The organism is Photorhabdus sp. RM323S (assembly GCF_042879375.1).
In the GTDB taxonomy this organism is placed as follows: domain Bacteria; phylum Pseudomonadota; class Gammaproteobacteria; order Enterobacterales; family Enterobacteriaceae; genus Photorhabdus; species Photorhabdus tasmaniensis.
Genome location: NZ_JBHFKZ010000001.1, coordinates 1 through 23,299 on the forward strand (window position 1 = coordinate 1; position 23,299 = coordinate 23,299).

General features: G+C 45.4%; 14 protein-coding genes and 1 pseudogene. 1 reads left to right on the forward strand and 14 read right to left on the reverse strand.

The features are described 5' to 3' along the window. The first annotated feature begins 3 nt into the window (after positions 1 to 3). Positions 4 to 909, forward strand: a complete 906-nt coding sequence (locus ACGF7G_RS00005) for an Rpn family recombination-promoting nuclease/putative transposase (protein WP_387462948.1) — start codon at positions 4 to 6, stop codon at positions 907 to 909. 371 nt (positions 910 to 1,280) lie between these two features. On the opposite strand, the gene tccC is transcribed toward ACGF7G_RS00005, so the two are convergent. From tccC to ACGF7G_RS00075, 14 genes and pseudogenes are all read right to left on the reverse strand, one after another. After that, a complete protein-coding gene (gene tccC / locus ACGF7G_RS00010) occupies positions 1,281 to 4,412 on the reverse strand; it encodes an insecticidal toxin complex protein TccC (protein ID WP_387462728.1) in 3,132 nt (1,043 codons plus the stop codon). A 138-nt stretch (positions 4,413 to 4,550) separates the two neighbouring features. After that, positions 4,551 to 9,248, reverse strand: coding sequence for an insecticidal toxin complex protein TccB (gene tccB, locus ACGF7G_RS00015; RefSeq protein ID WP_387462730.1), 4,698 nt, complete (start codon positions 9,246 to 9,248; stop codon positions 4,551 to 4,553). 92 nt (positions 9,249 to 9,340) lie between these two features. Then, the gene (gene tccA, locus ACGF7G_RS00020; protein WP_387462732.1) at positions 9,341 to 12,244 is read right to left on the reverse strand and encodes an insecticidal toxin complex protein TccA; all 2,904 of its coding nucleotides are present in this window, start codon (positions 12,242 to 12,244) and stop codon (positions 9,341 to 9,343) included. Positions 12,245 to 12,863: 619 nt separating this feature from the next. Beyond that, a complete protein-coding gene (locus tag ACGF7G_RS00025; RefSeq protein WP_387462733.1) occupies positions 12,864 to 13,331 on the reverse strand; it encodes a DUF6392 family protein in 468 nt (155 codons plus the stop codon). Between the two features lie 382 nt (positions 13,332 to 13,713). Further along, positions 13,714 to 13,857: pseudogene (locus tag ACGF7G_RS00030) on the reverse strand (DUF6392 family protein); the annotation flags it as partial. Positions 13,858 to 13,965: 108 nt separating this feature from the next. Then, positions 13,966 to 14,430, reverse strand: a complete 465-nt coding sequence (locus tag ACGF7G_RS00035) for a DUF6392 family protein (RefSeq protein ID WP_387462735.1) — start codon at positions 14,428 to 14,430, stop codon at positions 13,966 to 13,968. 91 nt (positions 14,431 to 14,521) lie between these two features. Further along, a complete protein-coding gene (locus ACGF7G_RS00040) occupies positions 14,522 to 14,824 on the reverse strand; it encodes a hypothetical protein (protein WP_387462737.1) in 303 nt (100 codons plus the stop codon). Positions 14,825 to 15,162: 338 nt separating this feature from the next. Then, entirely contained in the window at positions 15,163 to 16,086 is a 924-nt protein-coding gene (locus tag ACGF7G_RS00045) for a GNAT family N-acetyltransferase (RefSeq protein ID WP_387462738.1), read from the reverse strand. After that, on the reverse strand, positions 16,083 to 17,354 hold the full coding sequence (locus ACGF7G_RS00050; protein ID WP_387462740.1) for a phenylacetate--CoA ligase family protein: 1,272 nt from the start codon (positions 17,352 to 17,354) through the stop codon (positions 16,083 to 16,085). The genes ACGF7G_RS00045 and ACGF7G_RS00050 overlap by 4 nt, the downstream gene beginning before the upstream one ends. Positions 17,355 to 17,383: 29 nt before the next feature. Beyond that, positions 17,384 to 19,789, reverse strand: coding sequence for an acyl-CoA reductase (locus ACGF7G_RS00055; protein WP_387462742.1), 2,406 nt, complete (start codon positions 19,787 to 19,789; stop codon positions 17,384 to 17,386). Between the two features lies 1 nt (position 19,790). Beyond that, a complete protein-coding gene (locus tag ACGF7G_RS00060) occupies positions 19,791 to 20,921 on the reverse strand; it encodes an acyl-protein synthase (protein ID WP_387462743.1) in 1,131 nt (376 codons plus the stop codon). Between the two features lie 1,389 nt (positions 20,922 to 22,310). Beyond that, a complete protein-coding gene (locus ACGF7G_RS00065) occupies positions 22,311 to 22,421 on the reverse strand; it encodes a hypothetical protein (RefSeq protein ID WP_387462745.1) in 111 nt (36 codons plus the stop codon). 29 nt (positions 22,422 to 22,450) lie between these two features. After that, positions 22,451 to 22,630 (reverse strand): hypothetical protein, encoded by a 180-nt coding sequence (locus ACGF7G_RS00070; RefSeq protein ID WP_387462746.1) that lies wholly within the window; start codon positions 22,628 to 22,630, stop codon positions 22,451 to 22,453. Beyond that, entirely contained in the window at positions 22,623 to 22,853 is a 231-nt protein-coding gene (locus tag ACGF7G_RS00075) for a type II toxin-antitoxin system RelE/ParE family toxin (RefSeq protein WP_387462747.1), read from the reverse strand. The genes ACGF7G_RS00070 and ACGF7G_RS00075 overlap by 8 nt, the downstream gene beginning before the upstream one ends. Positions 22,854 to 23,299 lie beyond the last annotated feature (446 nt).

Genomic DNA, 23,299 nt, shown 5'->3' on the forward strand with positions numbered 1-23,299 from the left:
GCCCTGCTACCCGACCAGTTTTTAGGTCATATTGATACGGCCAGAGACTTTCTGGAGATACATTTGCCCGCGACATTACGGGCCGTTTGTGATCTGGATACACTGCGGTTGGAATCCGGATCGTTTATTGACGACAATCTGCGGGCGCATTATTCCGACATTTTGTATTCATTGAAAACGGCAAGAGGTGACGGTTACGTGTATTGCGTGATCGAACACCAGAGCACTCCGGACAAGATGATAGCATATCGGCTTATGCGTTACAGTATTTCAGCCATGCAACGGCATCTGGAGCAGGGACATGAAAAATTGCCGCTGGTCATTCCGGTGTTGTTCTATCACGGGAAAATACAGCCGTATCCCTGGAGTACCCATTGGCTCGACTGCTTCGATGATCCGGCTCTGGCGAAGGAAATCTATTCCGGTCCATTCCCGCTGGTCGATGTGACGGTAATCTCGGATGATGAGATCCTGACGCATAAACGGGTCGCGCTACTGGAAATGGTGCAAAAGCATATCCGACAGCGTGATATGGCGGAGCTGCTGCAAGAGTTGGTTATACTGCTGACGTATGATTACTATACGGATGAACAGCTAAAAAGCGTGCTAAACTACTTATTACAGGCGGGAGATACCGCCGATCCAGAGGGTTTTATCCGGCGACTGGCAGAACAGTCCCCGAAGTATGAGGAGGTACTGATGACAATAGCACACAAACTGGAGCAGAAGGGGCACCAGAAAGGGTTTATTGAAGGGCGTCAGGAAGGACTCCAAGAAGGATTGCATAAAGGCGAAAAACAGGGGATCCTGAAAATCGCGTGTACGATGATCGACATGGGTATCGACCGTGAAACGATAATGAAAACTACCGGGTTGAGCCAGAACGAGCTTGAGCAAATACGCCACTAACTCGTGCTGAGAACTCTTAATCAGCATTCAACGATGCGTGTTAAACAAGGATCTTACGGTGACTGTCAGAACAGTCACCGAAGTATGGGTATCGACCGTGAAACGGTGATGAAAATCACCGAACTGAGCCAGTGAGCTTGAACAAATATCCAACAAACTTACTGTTGATACGTTATCGGCATAAAAATGCTTGAGTCAATGCACGAAACACATAGAAGTGGCACATTTACATTCCAAGCGATAAGACCGAGTTTGAATCTACGTGTTTCTGAAATCTCTGTTCTTAAGCAGAGTTGGGGTTAATTAAAGTAACTGCTCCCTGCCCTGATATCTCCGCCCATATATTGGGCGAAGATATCCAGCGATGTTTGCTACAAAGAGATAGCTCGTCGTGCTGCTCCCACAGCACTGGTTCCATAATCTATCGCATTGGCGATCCCGGTTGTGGTCAGCACCCTGCCTCTGATCTGATTACCAATCATGCCGGCAACATTATCTATACCACTGCCGATAGCACTTAGCCCTCTGGAAATCCAACTGTCTCTTCCCATTGTTCTGTGCAGGCCGGTTCCAATACCTCCCACAAGCCCGCCGATAAGGCTAAATATAGGCTCAAAAACAGGTCTGGCTACACTGAAATGCACTAATTGTCTGGCTAAACCTGCTACATATGGGCTAATAACCCGCCCTAAGATCCTCCCCAAAAATCCACCACCGGTTATTCGGTTAATAGCCATTTCAGCCCCCAGACCAGCGGCATAACCCACCGCATAGTTAGCTAAATGTCCGGCAGGATTACTGGCAACATCTAAACCAAAACCAACCCAGGAGCCGTAATACGTTCCAATACCTGCATGAATTCCTGCTCTGGTACTCCCTTGTGTACCCGTGATCATCCCACCAGCCGCACCTCCCGCCGCTGCCGATATTTCATGTGTAAGGGTAGAGGAAGTACCCAATATGGTATCAATAGTGCCTACCGCACTCCCGGCCCCAATAGCTCCACCTATTCCACGGTCAGCATTATTGATTAATGATCCTATGGCTCCGGTGGCCGCACCGGCTGCTGATGCAACACCAACCCCTTGTGCTCTCGCACCATAAGCCGCAGCTGAACCCGCTCCGGCGGCAGCGCCAGCCGCCGACTGCACTAACGTCGATTTTCCCTGTACAAGACGGGCAAGTAATGCTCCCCCCTTTTCCAGGAGACTTCCCACGTTATACCCCATCAACGCACCGATCCCTGCCCCTATGGCAGCAACACCCAGAATGACGGGAATAGCCGCTCCAGCGGTACCTGCAATGGTGGCGGCAAGACCGCCAATCGCAATCCCTCCGGCAATGGCTCTGCCAATTTTTTGTCCCCGTCTCATTGAAGCAGACATCCCCTCATCCGGTTTACGAAACAGAAATGAAGCAAACCAAAATGTATTCCGATTTCGGTTCGGAGAAGGCGCTAATCCGTCGTGGTCAATCAATGTGATTGGGTTATTCCTTACCATCCGATACAGATTCAACCCATCCACGGTTCCCGCCGGATCCGCATTCAACCACCGCCCCACCCACGGCTGGTAATACCGGTAGCCGTAATAATACAGCCCAGTGGCATCCCGCTCTTTACCGGAGTAACGAATAAATTTGTAACTGGCTTCTGTCTGGTTTTTCGCCGCCCACACCGCCGTGCTGCCATACGGATAATACTCTTCCTGACTGAGAATCTGCCCCTCGCTATCCAGTTCAAGCTGGCTGGAGCCAAGAAGATTGTCGTAGCTGTAGCGCACCTGATTGTTGTTGATATCTTCTGGCTTACCATTTTCCCAGTGCAATACCCTTACCTGTGCGCGACCCGCTTCACCCACCGTAATCATCTGTAAACTTTTGGTTGTTTTATCTGCAACCTGGGTTGTGCGTAGTTCTAATCCCGGCAGATAAGTCACCCGTTGTACTTGGGTACTGTTACCGGTCTGCTGTTCACTCACTTTTAGCAATCGCATTCCATCACTGCCATAACGATACCATTCCCGATCACTGGCATCTTCACGGCTCACTGGCGTTACCTGTTGCAATTCCCCTCGGATATTCCAATTCAGGTTTTGCCCTAGCATTAACGTTTTCTGATGACCACCGGAATCAAATAGCACATCCACCTGGGTTGGATCTGTCGTTAATGTACTCAATACCGCCCGGTTACTGCGGCTTGAAACTGTCATGTCTGTGGTGTAATTATTTTGCGTTGCAGGTGAACTGTGCCGGATTTGAACCAAATTACCACCACGATCATAAGTATAGGTACGAAGGTAATTGGTATAGGTGCTGTCGTCGGCAGGGACAGGCATGGCTGGTGAGGGAAGTTTGCTGCTTTGCTGGCCGATATTCGCCATTTCACGCCCTGTCGCACTAATAAGCTGATACAGGGAATCATAAACATAACGATTCTCCGGCACCACTGTCTGATTACGCCAAAAGCGAGTGGCTTCCGCATCATTATGGATACTGATGACATTCCCCACCGGATCATACTCATAACGCAAATCCTGCAACACTTTGGCTGTTGATTCTCTGTTATCTGCACGTCGGGTGGTGATACCTATCAGACGTTGAGTTTCTGGTTCATAACTGTACTGCGTAATCACACCATTACCGTGCTCTTCACGCAACTTATGACCTGCGGCTGACCAAGTTAAGGATTTAACAATAATCTGCTCATTCTGGCCTTTCACAGTCAACCAGCTACCTTTTAACTGACCGGCAATGTCATAAGCCAGACGTTGAATATTTCCTTTAGCATCGGTTTGGGTGAGTAAAGTGCCAATGGCATTGGTTGTACTTTGCGTCGTATAGACCTCACTTGCCAGCATACTCTGCCAGACGGTTTCATCGTCACCCATCCAGTTCGCTTTCTGCTCTTCGGCCAGCAATTGGTGAGATTGGGATAAAATGGTGCCTGCCAGTGACTGGCTCTCCAACCGGGTAACTCCCGCCGTGTCGTAGTGGCGTATACATTGACCGGAAAGGTTATAGTCTTTTTCCGCGGTTGTATTCTCAGCCCAGATAAAGCGCTCTGTTACATCGGGAGTCTCTTCATCGGAAACCCGTTCGCTAACAGACAACAGACGACCGGGCAAAGTGTTGCCTTCATAGAAACGAGTCTGATGAACACCTGTCGCATTAACGGTCATGACCAGACGGCCTTCAACATCATTTAATGAGATGATACGACCAGCATCAACACTCTCTGTCCTCAGGGCATTACCAGCCAGATCATGTTGCCAGATAAAATTAGGTTTCACCGCGTCATTGGTCTGTTTTGCATCATATAAACGTGGGTCAATACTGTGGTTCAGGTGTCCGCGGTTATCATATTGGTGACGAGTGATACGGGTGTCAGTATCACCACTTACCACAGTACGGTGAAAACCGATATCACGAACGGACAAGCCGCGATTATCCAACACGCTGACTGTTGGAGTTTGGGTATAAAGAGTAATATCAGACGTACTCATAATCATATTCCTTTTATTTTGTGTCAAAGCTTCCCTTCCAATGATGAAATGGAGAAAGATCGCAAGATTGATTTCAGGTATGACAGACGTTCTCCCACCCTGGCATGCCAGAGTGGGAGGTATTAGTTAAAAGTTGATTTAAACAAGTGTTTTCTTGACCTGCCCCGCAAAGCTAGCCCCACCGTCGCAGGCCGTGTAGTGCACCTGCACCAGTACATCGTCCATATTGGCCAACAGTGATGCCTGCATATCATCCGCCTTCAGTGTGTTGCCATCAATATGCTCATCCACAGCGCGCGGGAAGCTGAGTGTCCATTTGGAAACCGCTCCGGTCCCCTCAAACGACAGATAACGCTCATCTTCCAGACGCAGCTCAAAACTACCGGCATCATTCAAGCCAGAAGAGAGTGCCACTTGCTGGCTGGCACGCAGGTTGGTAACAATATGAGTCGCATTGCCCTCTTGATCTGCCGAATTATTGAGGTATTTAACACCACGAATATCTGCCGTAAGCAACGTACTGCTACTGGTCTGGGTAAGTGTCGCCTTCACATTTTGATACGGCCCGATCAGGGTCGGCAATGTCACCGATACCGTTTTAATCTGGCGCAAATAATGTCCCGGATAGTCGTTGTCGAACAGCTTTTCACTTAATGGAAAATCGACTTTGCCTTCGGTTTTTAACTTGTTGAAACCATCATCACCCAATAGAGTCCTGAGCGACACAGTACGGATCACATTAAGACGACGCTCATGACGGCCCAAATAAGCCGTTTCCATCTGGTGCAGATTAAGTTGTAATGCCTCACCCACTTGCAACCCACGGTAGTGGTCATTCCAGGTACCAGTCTGGATAAAAGTGGTAGCGTAATCCCCCAGTTCATACTGCCAACAAGCCTGGGCAGACAAACACAGAGAAACCACTGTGTCATACGCCTGATAGTACAGCGCTGCCAGTTGACCACTCAACCACTGGTACAGAGTCGCCTGGGTAAAACGGGTGGTCAGGTAAGTCAGCATGGTCCGGATTTGTACCTGCTGCGCCTTCGCCTGTTGCAGAGAAGTCTGAGCCGCTTTCTCGCGCACCGCCAGTGCATCCAGTTGTTTGGTCAATGCCTCCACTTCAGACTGCGCTTGCTGATACTGGATTTGCCACTCTTCACGACGACGGCGGTAGTTCTCAGTGGTCGCCAGACGATCCGCCACCACGCTGGTGGCCTGGCCGGAAGCCATCAACCCGATAGCAATCGCCTCAGTCACCCCTTCATAACGTGAACCGCCATCGGCCAGACCGAAGATATTCGGAATCACTTTTAACGCTCCACTGGCGGTTTGTACACCTGTGGAAGCAGAAATCAGGGCTTGTGCTGAAGTTTGGGTGTCCATCACCAGTTGTTCCGCACTGGAGATGTTGTTTTGATACAAGGTGTAATAATGGTCATAACGTTGTTGCGCTGTTGCCTGACTGGCTTGCAACGCCAGACGATCCGCAGCCAGTCCATCCAACGTCTGTTGTTGCAACGTGATGGCATAGCTGGACATATCCAACAATTGCTGTTGCGCCAACTCTTCCTGACCAGCACGTTCACTGCGCTCCAGCAGACTGAGCAGGTTCTGACCAAAACCGGTCAGCGTACCCACGGCGCTGTAAGCACGTGGCAACAAAGCGCTAAAACGGTACGGTGGCACCGTTAACATTGCACCGCTGACACCATTCGTCAAAGTGCCGGATTGAGCTCGCTGGGCCAACAGCGCTACCGGATCAGCAGGCGCAGCATACAACGGCAGGGAAAGTGGTTTGCCATCAACGGTCAGGTTATGACGCAAATTATATAACCGTGCATCCAACGTATCCCAATGGGACAACATCAGAACATTAAGCGGTTCAATAAAGTAACCATTATCTGCCAGTTTCAAGTGGCTGACATTGCGGCCCGACAATGCGGGTAAAGCAGTATTACTGTTACCCAGCTGATGTTCGAAGTCACGTAAAGCCGTTTTTTGCCCGGCGGCCAAGGTACCAAGGGCTTGCGGTATCCAGATGCTGCTCAACGACACATCTGGACGAGGCCCCAGCAATTCAGCGGCCAGATTGTAATAGACACGGGCCTGAGTCAGACCATCACGAGACAACTGGCGGTACCACATATCTCCCTGAGCAATCAGGTTGCTGACATAGGCGATAAACACCGCTTTCTGATATATCACCGGATTGGCATAGGCTTGAGTATCGGGATCGATAGGATCGCCCAAATGACGTGACAGATCGCTGTGTCCTTCAACCAGCGGACGCACATTCCAGTAAGCCGGAGCATGTTGCGGTTTGTTTTTCATGGCTGGATCAAAGATATAATGCAGCCACTTCTGTGCCTGTGAGAACTGCTGTTCGCTGGCAAAACGTGAAGAGATCAGGAACGGCAAGTGGAAAAACAGCTCCCAGAAATAGAGACCGTTTGAACCGTTAAAATCCATTGGTTCACTTTTGCCATTGGTGACTAGATCGGCCTCCAGAGAAGGATCCGCCTGCAAGGTATAATCCAGCAAACTATCCAGTCCTAAATTAGCTTTCTCAATCAAGGTGCGTACAAAGGTGGTGTTAAGACGGGTTTTCGCGGGTAATGATGAGGTCCAGAAATCCAGATATTGCACCAGACCACGCTTGCTATCGTAACGGGAAACCAAACGAGGAATAGCATCCGGTGCCTTACTATCCTGCAACGCAACATAGACATTGAACCACTTACTCACCCAAGAATAAGCCCCTTTTTTCCCGGATGGGCGGTCATAATGATCCCAAACTACGTTCAAACAAACCTGTAGGTAGTTTTTATTCGGATCGGTGGAAAAATTCGCTTCAGACAGAGTATGCGTAGTCGAGTAAGTTGCATTTTTGCTAAGTTCGAAAGTTTGGCTACTATAGCGTTTGAACAGATTGCTCCCATCTGCCGTCTCAGCATTGATTTCCTGATAGAATTTGCGATTATCAGCGATTTTCTTGAAGTTTTTGATAGTGGTTAGTGTTGGCCAATCTGGAGACGTAAATACAGATTCAAGCTTATCAAGACTAATAGCGTAATTTATTTTATCAGACCAATCTAGCAACCTTGTACCGTCTGGGATAGGTAAATAATAACTAGCAGGTGTATCCCCTTCCCAAGCGATATAACTGCCCTTCACAGTAACAGTATGACGCTCAGCAAGCAGGGGAGTAATAGACCATGCATCATTAACCCGCTGCTCTAACGCCCATGTTCCATTAGGAACAGAACTTCCACCATATCCGGAAGGAAAGTAGTTAATTGCTGCATTATGAAAAGTGTAATAATCTCCATCATGGTAATCTAGATAAAAACCTTCATCCCCTGACCATGAAAAGCCATAACCAGATTTAGAATCGTAAACAATATCGTTATACCCAAACGTATGGCGGTTAACAAACCCCCCATTGGTCGTAGTTTGAATATGGAGTGTCAGACCATCTTGATCAATATATGCATAGGCTCCGGTAGTGCCCTGCTTCAAGTCATCAACTTTACCTACCCAGCCCGTTTTTTCAGGATCTTCTGTTGGCTTGCCCGGTTCAATCTTAGTAATCACATACTTTTTATCGTACACCGCAAATTGTAAACAGTTCTGAGCATCCGTTTCATCACGATAGGTACTGAACAAAAAGTTCTTACTCAACGGCTTGAGAATATGGCGATTGAAAGCTGAGTCACAATACAAGTAGCCGTACACAGTAGGGCGGTTCTGATATGGGTTTCCCGTAAAATTGCGCACGAATACACCTAACATCAGACGACCGTACGGGTTACTGTCCGTTTCCTCCGTCGGATCAATACTAAAGTCGGTGGTAGCCAGCAAATTCACATCGCGTAGCGTGATTCCATTTTCATTAATCAGCAAACTGGTACGCGATATATCCTGATCACCATCTCCGTTTTGTCGCGTCATCAGCGTAGTAGTATTCGGTGCCGTCCAAGTATCATCGTAGCGTTTATAGCCAAACTTTATGCTATAGGCATGCGTCTTATCGATATCTTTGCCACTCGCATCTTTCTGTACCGCCGGATCACGCTCAACCCAAGCCACATACAGCCGGTCGTTATAAAACACCGGACGAACCGTATGCTCTAACACCGAATCACCCGCCAGCGGCAACGTGATTTCCTGCCAATCATTCCAACAATTTGGTGTTACCGGATTCCCCGCCGGGTCCTGACGGTTTTTACTCAAGTCCATCTGACGCCAGTAGTAGCGATACGGTTTAGTGGTAGTGCGACCAATAAAGTAATAGATGGCTTGGTCAAACTTGTCCTGATTAATATAACCACTGAGCACATACAGATTACTCACTGCCTCAAACTCATTGAGATATGCCAAAGCTGCATCCTGAACCCGGTCTGGATCGAGTTGGTTCTGGTTTAAAGTCGTCTCCAGCTCAGAAAAATAATGGCTTTTTTCCTGCCGGGTGATGGGGGAAATGTAGTTTTCAGCGTAATTTCGCACCTCAGCACCAGCGGCCCAGATAGCATACTGATTATCATTGTCACGCCATTCGTTAGCCGTGGAGGGTTCCATCGCCTGACGCCCCGGCTCAGAGCCATTAACCAGACGGGTCATGTATTGCTGTATACTGGCAATCGCTTGTGCTACCCGGCTGGTCTCAACCTCATCAGCCACTTCCGGGTCAATCAGCAAATATTCGTACAAGTCTTCCACCGTCACTGGCTGACCACTGACGCCTTTCAGGGTTGGTGCCACAAAATTCATATAGCCGGTCACCAGCGCATCACGCTGGGATTCATTCAGTTGTTTTTCCATTGTCGATAACATAATTATCTGCCTTACTTAAATGGCGGTTTAGAAACAGCCCAATTGGGCCATCCGGAAAAATCAAATCCACTCAGGTAGTGAACTCTGCATACTCAGTCATTACCCTTGACATGAGATACACCAGCCACCAGCGCCTGACCGGTGCTTTGCCAAAGGGCATACTCACTGTCACGGCTCAGGACATAGCCTTGCTGTTGCTGTGTAACACCCAAACCGGTTTGACTCTGTGCTTGTTGCAGACGCAAAAGCGTATCCAGTTGCAGCGTAGTTTTGGCTATCCCACCTAATACTGCCCAAGCGGCTTGCAGCTCGTTAGCTTCCCAGCCCAACAGCGTTGCCAGCGTTTGTGCAGCATCAGATTGGCTCAACGGCGTGGCAGCATTGGCCGAACGCAAATAGGCCAGTACATCATTTTCAGTACCACCACCGGCTTTACCCACCTGGAGCAGCAAATCGCCGTAACGACTCAGGGTATAAAGCGTCCACAAACTGATATTTGTCACCGTTTCTGCGGCAGTTCCAAAATAGGCCGGATTATCCAGCAGGGTCTGTACCATTACGGGGCTCAGAGTAAATTGTTGGGTCAACAAGGATCGGCGCACCACTTCACGTAATTGATGCAGATAGTTGGCCGGAATATCGGCGGCTATTTTGACGGTATCCTTCAATGCCCAAGTCGCACTGAGCCACTGATAGGTTGTTTGTCCACTCCAGCGCAACAACAATGCAGGCAGTGACTGACTCACGTTCAGCGTCTGCGCCAACAGACTGACCGCGACACCTTGCTGAGTTTGCTGCGCCTGATTCAGCGTATTAGTCAGAGTAGTAACTGCCAGCTTCTTATCTGCATCAGACAGATTTTGTGTATTGACCACCGTTGCTATGACACCGTCTATGCCGGCATCGGTCACCAGCCCCACCTTATCGATAAGCGGGCTATTACCTGCTGAGAGCAGAGTAAACCAGTCAATGGAGTGACCACTGATATCGACTAATGGCGCGCCACTGCGGGATAACAATGTTGCATCCACAAACGTACTGCCCAGGTTCTGCCACACCTGACGGATAAAGTTCAACTGGTCGTCAGTGCCTTGCGTGGGGAAAGTGGAATTATCACTCAACAATAAAATCAGGGTTTCAACCGATAAATTGTGCTGCTGTTGCCATTGAACGATAGCGCTTGATGCTTGCAGCAAACTCAAAATATCCGCCGCCAAAGGAGAATCTTTTTTCGGTCCTGTGATCGCCGGTTTGCCTGCCAGTTGCTGCCAAACGATTCCTGTGCCTGCATCCAATCGGTCAGCCAAAGCACAGAAGGCCTCCGGATCTATCCCCAATGTACGCGCCAGATTAGCCAGGCGGTAAAACGCCGACACAACCAACAGATTACAGTTCAGGGTACTTAACGTGATATTTCCCTGTTGACGAGCAATATTATCAGCCAGCAACAAGAACTGACGATGATTGAGTCCCAACGCAGTGCTGATATGTTTGACACGCGCCCCATCACCACCCGTGGTTGATGTATAAACAAAATCCTGATTATCTACCAACAATGACGTATCAAAAGTGCCAATGGCATTAAACACCTGATCTAAGAACGGCATTGCTGGCGTAATAGCAAACGGCGTCACCACGCGCAACCAGCCGGCAAACTGCTTAGCGGTGACACCGTACTGCGCCTGATAATGTTTGAACACACCTAACATACGCAAGGTATTGTCGTTCATCAGCAAGGCAGTATTCGTCTCTCCCTCAGCATCCATAGCTGAAGTCACCAACAGGTCAACATCCTCATAGGGCAGATTCAACCATTTTTGCAGACGAACCATACGATTGATGCGGTTTAACTTATCATCTGCCAGATTATTAACCGTCAGAGCAAAATGAGCCTCTTTTCCACTACGACTAAGAGTAATAGCCTCCGGCTTGCCGGCATGAATAAAACGGGCACCGTATACCAATGGAGTCGCTGTAGTGTCACCAGTGGTGACATTATCAGACTTAATAACCGTAGAACCCCCGACGGTTGAGCACAACATCAGCTCCACCTGGGGTACAGTCAGATTAGTTCGGCTGGTCAGTATGGTCATATCGCTGAAACTGTCCGCAGTAAGCGAACTATCACCATAATTAAACTGATAGAAATCCTGACCAACGGTTTCAGTAATAATTTTCTGCTGTTCCGGCGAAAGCTGACTCGCCATTATTTGCAATCGGGTCAACGCGCCGGCGGTCGCGTCGCTCAATTTTTCTTTTGCCGTTTCCCAGAAGTTTTGCGGCAGATCCAGGGTCTGAGGCAAAGTAATATCTTGCAAAGTCGTGCTCAATACCGACTGAGCGGTCTGAATTTGCTGATGACCGTAATGATACGGCAAATTATTCGGGTAACGGGTAGTGGAGAGTTTAGTATTTACCGCTTCCAGATCAGTCAGACTCAGTTTTTTCTGGATGGCCTTGGACAAGATTTCATTGACCAGTTGCAATTGCGGTATTACCTCATTGATTGCCTTATCATTAATTAACAAAGTTCCCAGATCTGGGCGACGCTCCGCCAACGTATTCATAATGGCACCGGTACCATTCTTTTCCTGTTCAAGGACCAATTGATAGATATGAGTCAGATAGGCCACTGGCGCATCGTTCGCTTCCGGTGAACCACTTGGCGCTTTATCTTTCCAACCGGTATCTGCATCCAGAAACTGATTGGCATAATCTGGACCCGCTACAGAGAACGGACTTCTCAAGCTAACCTGAACAGCCTGGCTAAGAGAATTGCGGCGAAAATGGTGCAGTACCTGATGAGCATAGCCTACCGCCAGGTCATACATTTTCTCAGCATTGCGCCCAAGATCAGCACGATGCTCACGAATAAAACGCTCACGCGGTATACGTACCACATCAAACACTGAAGCATAACCAAGTTCGGTCAATTCACCGGGTAGGTTATGGATCTCTTCGGTACGGGAAATCAGGGGGCTGGCGAGTTGATTCATACGAACTCCTGAATTGAGATTTATCATGAGAAACAGGTTTTTTCGTGCAAAAAGATGATCACTATCGCTACGTTCAAGAGAGGTACCAGATCAAACATGCACATTAGGACATCAGGTCGTCTGGCCTTCCAAAGACGTCATATACAGCGACAATGTGTGAGGAAAAATATAATAAATCACAAAACTTGATTACATTAAAAAATAAAACACAAACAATAAAATAACTTTATCTTTATATAATTTACAAAATAAATATTTACTGATGTTTATGATTAATTTAACAAATAATCAATAATAGTTCGCAATATCACACTTTGAATAAGGTAATACCCAGTGTGTCGGAATATTGGTGAATGATAGTGACAACGGTGCAAAAATAGTCTTTAATATCAATGCAATAAAGATTGTTGACGTATCTTAATTATTTTTTAGCGATATAGTCTATCGAAGGGGCAATTAAAGGTGAGTTAGTCAAAAATATACTTGATATCTGAACAGCTAAGGCTCTAAATAAGAGTTTCTTTATTGACTCTAATGCGAGTAAAAATGTTACTTCTTTAATATTCTGTACCGTGGAACAAAAAAACTGTTAAAAAATAACCTTCCATCTATTATTCAACTACCAACGCACTTCCGACGTAGGTAAAAAGGCAATTGATTTCACATGCTCCAACAAATCGTAATCAAACTTCATGCTAACTGGAATACGAAAATCCAATAGTGTGTATAGCTCAGTCCAACCAACATCCTTCTTTAGAAATTTTCGCGGTGGAAGAGCCTTTTTAGGCTTAGCAAACTGCTCATGAACCCATTGCCGGAACATCAATGGAATTAATGGTGAAGGCAATTCATTAGGAAACTTATACAAACCTTTCTTCTCATCGAGCAGGATCAGTGTAATTTCTTTCAAATGCTTTTCTTCCCTATAAAAAGACAGGAAAACGCCTTCTTTAGCCATATCCAAACATATAACCATATCACCGGAAAAACCACTTGGTTTGCTCTTATAAGGAATCAACCCTTCATCAAAAATTTCTTGATAGGACTTCCCCAAACTATTTATTAATGCCTCTACGTTGACTGTCATTTGTATAACCCCCGTTCTTGGTTAAGCTTGTGCATTTTGGCTCTGGCATCTTCAAGCTGTTTTTCTGTTGCACCATACTCCTTCAAAGCTGGTTTTATAGCATTAAACTGCTTTCAAATCTGATCTATTTGAGTCGGAGAATTTCGGCCTCCATAAGTTGTACTGAGCTTTTGATGCACCTCAGCCGGAATAATAATAGCAGCGACATCCTTAGCAGTATTTTTCACCTCTCTATTAATGGTTAATGATTTTCGATTAAATACAATTCACTCTCCTTTTGAAAAGTTGCATTTATTGAGTTAAATCCATCCTTGATATAAAAGCTTTAATAGGGGTAATGTAATTTACTTTAAATTCATCACCTCACTATAAAACACTAGCCCCCCTCTTTTACCATATCTAACGATATTGTTTTATCACCAGAAAAATTTCTTGGTTTCGTTTTATAAGGGATTAATCCTTCATCAGAAATTTCCTGATAAGATTTTCCCAGGCCATTTATTAACGCTTCAACATTGATTGTCATTATTTGTATAACCCCGACATTTGGTTGAGCGAATTCATCTGCGGTTTGGCTTTTCAAACCGCGAATGAAAAATATTTTAAGAAAAAACCACCTCCTTTCTATTAACTACTAACGCACTTCTGAGGCGGGCAAGAATATTACAGACTCAACACGCTCAAACAAGTCATAGTCAACCTGCATACTGGTAGGTATCCGAAAATCTAGTAGAGTATATAACTCTGTCCAACCAAATTGTTGCTTCATAATTATTTCAGGAGGATGAAATTTCTCAGGCTCACCAAAATTTTCATGAATCCATTGACGAGACATCATAGGAACTAATGACAATGGTAATTGATTGGGAAATTGATATGATGGCTTATTTCTATCAATCAAAGTAATAGTTACATTAAATAATGCTTTACTATCTCTTCTAAATGCCAAATACACGCCTTCTTTGATCATATTCAATGATATATAATAACAACCTGGATCTCCTTTAGGCTTCGTTTTATAAGGAATTAGTCCTTTATCAAAAATCTCCTGATAAGACTTCCCTAAGCTATTTATTAGTGCATCTATGTTGACTGTCATTATTCATACTCATGATCTATTATCTGGGATAAGTTGTTCTTCAACCAACATATCGGTTTTCTGTCCTAAACTATTTATGATTGCAAAAACATCAATCATTATTTACCGGCTGTTCAAATAACAGTGCATCTACACGAAGATCAGATTGATAAAGGAAGCGAATTTCTGTATTTGGGTACTGATCATTTAGTTTACGAGTATAGGCATCAAATCCGCCTATTAAACCAATTACTGGAACTCGCTCCGGGCCACTACTGGAATCAGGTTCTCCCATAAATGCTCTGACAGTAACTTTATCCATTTGGTGAAGGAATGGAGCAGGCATATCACCACTATATGTACCAGTATCATCAACGGTGTTGATTAGTGTGAATTGAACAGAAATCATCATCATGTTCTTGCCACTTATGGATTAACAAGTGATCAATAGTGCAATGAGTTTCACTTAAAAATATATAGGAATATTCCGAAAATGAGAGAAATAAGATTGATTGATGATTGTAATTCCTCATGATTTATAACAATTTGGATACAATTCATTATCAAAATGAGAATTTAAGAAGCAATGACGAATTGGCAGAAGTACACAGTAGATTTTTTTAAATCATGGTCAGACGGTTAACCACTATCCATTCAAAGTGCTGACCCAAAGACCAACACTTTGTCACTAATCTGCAACGTTATTCAAGCTCTGACGAGCATGGCTAAACTAATCAAATCATTGCAGGAGAGTTACCCTCCTACACAGGCAAACATACTTTGCTGATGTAGATTGTGGGCAAACTGGCAGCTTAAGGTCAGTTCTTTTTTGCTATGCCCCCGAACCAGTAAAGCTTCCCAACGGTGATGATGACCGGGCACAAACCCCGTACAGGCAAATCCCGCTTGCTGCAAAATTTCCATAGCCTGGAGAGTCCCTTCCCCTACCGGCAGTTTCACATAGACCAGTTTGTGTGCCGGTAGCTCTGCCACCTCTTTTACCCGATCGGTTGTCTGCTTTTCTATCCACACTTCCAACCGACATCCATGATTGGTTATACGGATATCCGCATCAGCCAACTCCTCCGGTTGCAGAGGCTCTTGACCAAACACTTGAGTCACCGATGTCAGCCACCTTTGCCAACCGGAAGGCCAATGTAACTCTGGAAACGGCCAGCTTTGTAAAGGCAAACAACCCAGAACAATGCTTTCCGGCCGAGCCTGATCAAACGGCGATGTTACATAGTCCGGCAGCAACCCCGTGGTGTGAAACCCCAGATTTTGGGCCAGACGCTGACTATAGTTATGCGACGACACCTGTTTAATCGTGAGTATGCTTAACCCTATTTTTTTAGCCTGATCACACAAATATCGACCCAGTGCGGTAGCAATACCCTGCCCACGCGCCTGCGGATGTACTGCGATCAACGCCAGTTCAGCACTTAATGAACAACGTTCATCCCGCCACAGTGCCGCATGCCCCAACACTGTGCCATCCTGTACCGCAACAGCAGAATACCAGTGTTTTGCCGCGTTATAGCGGCCAAGCATGGTAGGTAAATAGACTTCCGGGTAGACATAATCTTCACCGTAAACAGCCCGAAATAACGCACTAACACCGGTAGAGTCCTCTTCCCGGAATAATCGAATTAATGGCATTCCTGGATTCATGTTCATGCTGCCTTCTCTTCAGCACGATAACCACGATGATCAACCACCCGCATCAATTTACCGGAGCGTGGGTGAGTGACCATATCTTCCAAAGCGCAGTAAGTGACGTCCACATGCAGTAATCCCTGATCACATAACTTTGCTATAGCGGGTTGAGCCACTAACAATGCTTGACGCACTGATGTTGTGGATGGCACCAGTAATGGATCGCCAGCTAACAAAAGTTTTATCTTATCGATACCATCCTGACGGCTCAGTAATAGCTGCCAAGCCAGTATGCCCGCTTGCTGGCGCAGTAAATGAGCAATATGGTCAGGAAAAAGGGATAACGTGCCAATCCGCACCCGGTGAGCACTGCCCGCCCGCCCCTGCAAAGCGAACTTGCGACGTGGCCGCCCAGATTCTTCACACCAACAAGCCAGATCGCCAGTAGGGTAACGGATAACCGGCATCAAACGCCGTTGCAGGTTGGTAACAACCAACATGCCGTTTTGTCCAGACGCGGTAATCGGCTGACCACTGGACTCATCAATGATTTCAACAATCGTATCCGTATCAAAAACCCGATGCTCACCGTGATCACAATCGGGAGAAGCGGCACCAATGAGACCGGCATCAACACTAGCACAACCAATTGAGCCAATGCGTGCATTGGGGAATACATGACCCAATAGTGTCAACTGCTCTGGAAACAGGCTTTCACCACCGTACAACAGGCGCTCAATACCCGGCATGATCTGGCCGATCTGCTGCAAGGTACTGGCAAAACGTAACAGTTGCGCCGGCACCCCGGCGAGAACGTTAATCCTCAGGCTGGCAATCGCGTCAGCCAACGCCCGATCATCAACTGAACAGGTAAACGGAAACTCCACCACCGGCACCGGTGAATAGGACAAAGCACCGTGAATAAATAATAAGCTGGTATACAGATCACCGGCAAAAAACAGATTGGCAACGCGATCATCAGGCTGTAGTTGCTGTGCCAGCCCTTGACCAAATGCACGCACAAAAGCACGCCATTCATTGCAACTGAACACCGACAACCTACCCTCACTGGTAGAGCCACCGGTTTTGAAAACATGACCTCCGTTGATCGGACCAGTCAATACCGGCCAGTTTTCCAGTGGTTGCGACTGCTGCCAATAGTCAGCAGGATCGATTAATGGTAGATCAGTCAACGTCCAGCCAGAGCAGGGTAGATCACCATAAAGATCCCTAAAGAAAGGAGCATGATTGCGGGCATATTCAACCAAATCGTGTAATGATAATGTCATGATTTACTCAAAAAGTAATATTATGGGTCTCAGGTTCGGCTATCCAGCACCAGCGGCGTTTTGCCACTTTGCGGGTGACGGCAGAACTGTCCGGCTGGCGTAGGGATAATTTCCAGTTGAAGCATTCCACCACTGACAACCTGATTCAGCATTCTATGTTGCATAAGATGCCCGCGAACTTGGTTAACATCACCATCAGCTAACACATGGATGTATTCGCCACCACCAGCGTGATCCCCTATCAGCCACTGCACTGGAAACGCCAAACTGGCTGACAATTCGGTTGGATTCACAAAAATAGAACCTACCCGTATCAATGTCCCATGACGACCTACCAATCTAAAACGCGGTGCCGGCAACCCGCAGGCACAAAGACCGGGTAGCCAGTAGCCCAAATCTCCCAAATCGTAGCGTTGAATCAGCTGCCCTTCCCGGGCCAAAGGCGTGAACACTAACCGACCGGTTTCGCCGGGCTGGATCGGCTGATCACTATCCAGAGCCAATATTTCCAGCCACTGAATATCAGATAACAGATGGAATTCCCCATCGTGGCAACAAGCGCAAGCATGGCCCAATGGACCGGCATCAACGGAGCCATAAATTACCGAGCGGATCACCTGAATACCAAAACTGGATAAAAACTGACTCCGTTCTTCACTAATATGCTCACCACCAGAAAAAATTTTACGCACACCACCATAGGCACGTAACGCAGCCTCTTCACGTTCAAACAGCTGATATATAGTGCTTGGCATCCCCACCAGCGTATTGACCCCCTGAGTGACAATAAAATGCCTGATTTGGCTAAAATCATCGTTTACCGGGCCGCCCATCGGGTAATGCGGCACGGATAACTTATCCAGAATAGTGAAGAAACTCAGCAGACCACCATATAAGTTGCCGCCATACAGCAGATTCATTACCCGGTCCTGTGCCGGATCTAAACCAGCGGAAAACAGACCATCCGCCGCTGCCTGCATCTGACTGTGATAATCTCTGTGACTGAAACCCGCCAGTTTCGGCGTACCGCTACTGCCACCGCTGCGGAAAAACACCTGTGCTTTTGACGTTACCCCATTTTGCTGAAACTTTTCTTTATCCATCACTGGGATCCCGGCCAGTTCCGGAGGATTGACCACCAATTTATCCAGTGTGACATGGCCCGGCAATTGCTCTGCTTTCAAGCTAACTGAGACACGCCGTGCAAGTCGGGTCAATGCATAAACACCGTCATGTGGCTCACCTTCATAACCATCGTGCATCGCCCCAGCCTGACATACCCGGCTGACACCTGCGGCCAGCAACTGGCGACTCAACATCGGCAGTTCATTTGTTTCAGCGATCAAAGCACAACTTTGCAAATAGGGGCGCCACGGCAACAAAATTTCTACCAGTCGCGCACGTGGCGCCGGGCGAATTTGCAGGGTACGATACAATGGTGATGGCGCAAGTTCCTGACGTTGCACCCAAGCGACCCGCCACCCATCCCCTTCTTCTACCGAACCCGTCAGACCAGCAAAAGTGTGATCTAATTGCAAAAATGCCATCTGGCTGCTGATTTCAGCCGCTTGCTGTATGTCAGGCAGTAAGGCCGGCCATACCGGTGCCCGTCGTGCCAATGCAGCAGCCACGGCACTCGCCACCTCCCGCAAAACGTTTTCATCAGTGCTGTCTACCAACAAACACTGTGGGCTGGAACAAGCTTGTTGATCAAACCGGCAAACATCATCAGCCAACGCGTCGTAATCAGTATCGTCGGCAGACTGCGGATCCAGATAGGCAAAGCTGATACGATGTCCCCAGTCGATCCAGCGACAACCCGGTCGCAATTGACTACGGATGGCGGTCAATGCGGTATGACTTCCCCAGGCTGACACCCCATCAGCCCACTCCAGCAACGTTGACAGCTGATCAGACGGTAAAGGTAATACCGAGACATAAGGAGCCAACTTGCCACTCAGGTCATAACGCAGGAATTCTGCCAATAACTGTGCATTGAGGCCGTGATCACTGCTACTGGGGCGTAGCCAGTTAACATTACCTACCAGCAAACTCTCCAACACAGCCATAAATGGCAGCAACGGCGCATTAGCCGGTGTGATATGCACTACCAGCCCCAGAGGTTGCCAGGTTTCAAAACGAGGCTGTGTATAGTCAAAACGACGCAGGGAAAATGGTTGTTCGCCCAACTCGTGCCGTAACTTTGCTTCCAGCAAATCACGACGACAAAAACCGCGTAAAGCGGCGATTGTCGCTGTATCCAGTGTAAGCTCAGAAGCGGCAGTATCGAGACTGTCGGCAAAGCGCCCGGCACAGTCCAATACTTGTTGTACACTTGGGGGGCAAGCCAGCGTATCCACAAGGCTGTTTTTAAGTTCGGCCAATACAGCGGCGGGCTCCAAGTCAGATATTATCTTGCCATTAACTAAATACATTTCAGGACTCCTTTATCAACTCAGAGGCCGCAATCGCGCAGCTGCGGCTTTTACTTGTACCGGCACGCCCCAGTAACTCAAACCAATCAGTAGCCAACCCACAACCGCATTCAACGGCTGAATGCAGCACTGCCAAATCGCTCACCACGATACTGTGTGCCGGGCTGGAGGTGATATAAGGCGATGTCAGATGCAGAAAACCAGGTTTACCATAGGGTTGAACCGCCATATTAGCCGTATCACGAATATAGGCACGGGCATAAGTTGGCACATGAAAATGGTGATGCCGACACTCAACATAAGGCACCGGATGTTCAACCGAACCGTAACCATCCCGGCAACGCTCGTCAGGGATCCCCAGTTGTTCACCTAAACGCTGGTACAACAACGATTTTGGAATTGCTTTATCGGCGTGTGTTTTCCAGCCACCCCCTAAAAATACCAGTGACTCAGGATGCAACTGTATCGGTGGCAGGCCCATTTCCTGCATCCGTTCCAGTGCAAACCACAGGAATGCCGGAAAGCCCAGCATACGCACCGGCAGCCCTTGCACAGCAAACTCCTGCAAGGATCGGATCACACCAAACGGATCAAACTCATTGCCTTTTCCATTGTGGCGCAGTGCATAACAGGCTTGATTCACCGGCGCGTATTTACATAGATACTGATCGGTATAGGCGGTTCCCAGAGTAATCGCTCCGGCAGGTTCATAGCTCAACAGCAAGTAGTTACAAGGCTGTTGCGGCGTATTCCAGCCGTAATACTCGAAAATGCGCTCAACCATATTCTGCGCCGCCTGTATACTGCGTGTATCGTAACGCATACGGCTTTTCTGACCTGTTGTCCCGGATGAGGTCAATTCCAGTGCATCCTGGCCGGTGGTACTGAGCAACAACTGACGTTTAAAATAATTTGCGAAAATGGGCGGCAAACGCGACCAATCGCTCATTTTTTCCAATGTTTGATCGTCCAGACCATTTGCCTTCAACCACTGGTGATAACCGGGAGTGTGTTCACAATGGTAGCGCGTCAGCTCGCGCATGGCCGCGTCAAACAGTTGGTCACAAGCACTATCTGCACGATAAGGATGATCAAGCGCGCAAAAGGCGTCAACATAAGCAAGAGAAGTCAAAAGTCATCTCCAGAAATAAGGAAAAAAGGGTATTTACTCCCCTAAAATAATAAGTAAGTTGTTTCATCATCCGGCAAGTAGAAACCAAATATCCTGCCGCAAAAAATGACAGCATGTTGAATACAACGACTTAACCAAATAAAAATGAGTCACCGTTTTGGGAAAAATAATATTTAGATTTGTTAATTCCTTGTAAAGAAAAGAAAAACAAATACAACAATTATGATTTAACAAAGGCCAATGTAATAACGAACTTATATTTAATAACCTTATCATCGAACCTAATCATAATTACTTATACGCCAATAGCTCAAAAAACAGTTAAAACCAAACCACCAGATACAAATTCACCATCAATAATTAACATTTAATAAACAAATAGAATTCTGAAATCGCCACAATGTTTACACATAATCCATCGTTAATATAATAATCAACAGCGTTATTTTTCAATAAATTTCACCAATAGGAAAAACATCTTTACCAGAAAGATAACTATTAAAATCAATGGAATGGTGTTTTTACTTTTAACAATCAAGTCATTTCAAGAAAAGTATCATATAGTCTATTTCTATCCAGTAATGAGAAATATGCCGAATTACTTACAGCAGTATAAAAAACACAGATTGAAAATCTGTATTTATATTACCGACATTTACATCACCTAAAAAAAGCAATTTATGATATGACTAATACCAATCAAGTTTTTTTAACAACATAAAAAATCCATTAAAAAATTAGAAATAAAAAACATATTTCTATACACACGATAGAAATCTGCTTTTATATAATTACTTTACTTACTTTATTAATTATTCACGTTAAGATTTCTTTATAAAATATTATCGCCCCTAAGAATAAATAAAATATCCCAATAACAACCAAATAAGAATTGCTAATAAGTTATACCATATATAACTATATTTCAATAAAAAACTAAAAGTTTTTATTATGGTAAAATCACAAAGATGCACAATATACTGCTTATATTTTAAATATTGTTACCATTTACCACTTTACTTCACAATTTAACCCAGAATTACAATCCTATATTATCAACACAATAAAAATAACAATAGTAAACTAGTTAAAATCTATTTCATAATACGACATATGAACATTGGCTTACTTTTACCTACGTGATAGTTTTATTATTTAATAATTTTATTATTAAAAAAAACAATACAAAACTCACACTTTAGACATTATTACCACTTGATCTACGGAGTTTAATTTAAAATTACAATTCTATGTTATTTTGAAAAAACACAATTCAACTAAATACTTTTTTATGGGAAATATCGCCAGTCAATTTAACAAGTTATATTTCAGGTTCCCTCCCTAGAAATATGGTGGCTAGTTGTCTTTCACCAGCCCCAAAATCAGAATTCACATTAATACTTCAATCCCTTTTTTTTCAATAATCATGGGTAGCTTCAATGCTGCACCAGTAGGGTGTGTTTCATTTCTCTCCCATTTCTGGATGCTATTCGCAGACATATTAATAGCAATAGCTAGAGCTCCTTGACTTATATTATAATGTTTACGAATTTTTTTATGCGCTCACCAGTCATTACATCAGGAGAAGAATAATCTTTATTTTCTTTAACCAGTGAATTAATTTCTCGCATGGTTATATTCGATACTGTACCAGATTTATGAAAACGTTCAGCCATTTTCTGCATTTTAATAAGTCGGTTATCATTCATCACATATTACCTCTATTAATAAACCATACAATAAGCTATCTTCAATATTTTTATCACTGATATTAAGAAGGTCTTTGGCGATTCTTTTTTTAAACAGATTACCGCCAAGATTAGCGTCTACCAATCCTCCTATTATTTCTCTGGCAGATTGACAAATATCCTTATTAGTCAATAAATTATCTTCTATGAAAACTGAAAAATCATCTGTGGCAAAAATTCTCATTTCCGTAAGCCGAACAAAATTTTATATAGTAAATATTACTATATATTACAACCCCTTTTTATTAAAATCAGCACTCACGGTGAAAAACATATGAGGATTAATCCGGATAAAACCCCGATGATAATATTGATGTCATACTCCAGAATATTCATTCGAAAATACATCCAGTTACGTTTCGTTAGCCGCAGATGAAACTGCATCCATCCAGATTTTTACAAACTAATTTTCATCAGAAATAGTATTTTTCAGGTTCTCACCGGCAATTTCAGTCAACTAGCCCAAAAATTACTAGCTCAATTTCCTGTGGCATTCAGATAAAACATAATGACGATATACTTTACATTCCGTATTTTTACGCTACTATAAAAATATCTGATATATAATTTTCTATCTGTGCTCATAAATATAATTAAATTATAAACAATGAATTACCCAGAACATTCATA